This window comes from Streptomyces dysideae, assembly GCF_001514305.1.
In the GTDB taxonomy this organism is placed as follows: Bacteria; Actinomycetota; Actinomycetes; order Streptomycetales; family Streptomycetaceae; genus Streptomyces; species Streptomyces dysideae.
The window spans coordinates 1-1,158 of sequence record NZ_KQ949172.1 but is presented as its reverse complement, the minus strand read 5'-3'; the positions used below and the strand labels follow the sequence as shown (position 1 = coordinate 1,158).

1 pseudogene is annotated in these 1,158 nt (G+C 68.0%); it reads right to left on the bottom strand.

What is annotated here, in order from left to right:
* A pseudogene (locus tag AQJ91_RS48170) lies at nt 1–1,158 on the bottom strand (alpha-1,4-glucan--maltose-1-phosphate maltosyltransferase); the annotation flags it as partial.

The window sequence follows — 1,158 nt, the reverse complement described above, 5'->3', positions numbered from 1 at the left end:
CCTGATCGCGTTGAGTTTGGTGATGAGCGGGGTGATGGTGCGGCCGTCGCGTTCGGCGGCTTCCCAGTCCCGGGGCCTGATCTGGTATTTCTCCGAGTCCAGGTATTCCTCGCTGCCGGGGCGGAGGGGAGCGTTCTCGCACAGTTCGTAGCCGCTGTACACGCCCCAGGTGGGGGAGAGGGTGGCGGCCAGCACCGCCCGCAGCTCGAACGCCGGGCGCCCGCCCTGCTGGAGGAACTCGTGCAGGATGTCCGGGGTGTTCACGAAGAAGTTCGGCCGCATGTAGGCGGCCGCCTCCCCGGACAGCTCGGTCAGGTACTCGGTCAGCTCCTGCTTGGAATTACGCCAGGTGAAGTACGTGTACGACTGCTGGAACCCGATCTGCGCCAGGGTGTGCATCATCGCCGGCCGGGTGAACGCCTCCGCCAGGAAGATCACGTCCGGGTCGGTGCGGTTGACGTCCGCGATCACCCGCTGCCAGAACACCACCGGCTTGGTGTGCGGATTGTCGACCCGGAAGATCCGCACCCCGTGCGCCATCCAATACCTGAGGACCCGCAGGGTCTCGGCGACCAGGCCGTCCATGTCCGCGTCGAACGCGATCGGGTAGATGTCCTGGTACTTCTTGGGCGGGTTCTCCGCATACGCGATGGTGCCGTCCGGACGGTGATGGAACCACTGCGGATGCTTCTGCACCCAGGGATGATCCGGCGAACACTGCAACGCGAAGTCCAGCGCGATCTCCAGGCCGAGTCCGCGCGCCTGTGTCACGAACCAGTCGAAGTCCTCGATCGTGCCCAGATCGGGGTGGATCGCGTCGTGCCCGCCTTCCGGGGAGCCGATCGCCCACGGCACCCCGACATCCTCGGGCCCGGGGGAGAGGGTGTTGTTGCGGCCCTTGCGGAACGTCGTCCCGATCGGATGGACGGGCGGCAGGTACACCACGTCGAAGCCCATGCCGGCGATGGCGGGCAGCCGTCGCGCGGCCGTGCGGAACGTGCCGTGCGGGCGCTCGGAGGTGCCCTCGGAGCGGGGGAAGAACTCGTACCAGGCGCCGTACAGGGCCCTCTCCCGCTCCACCAGCAGCGGCAGCGGCTCCGCCACCGTCACCAGCTCCCGCAGCGGATACCGCCCCAACACCGCGTCCACCTCGGGCGT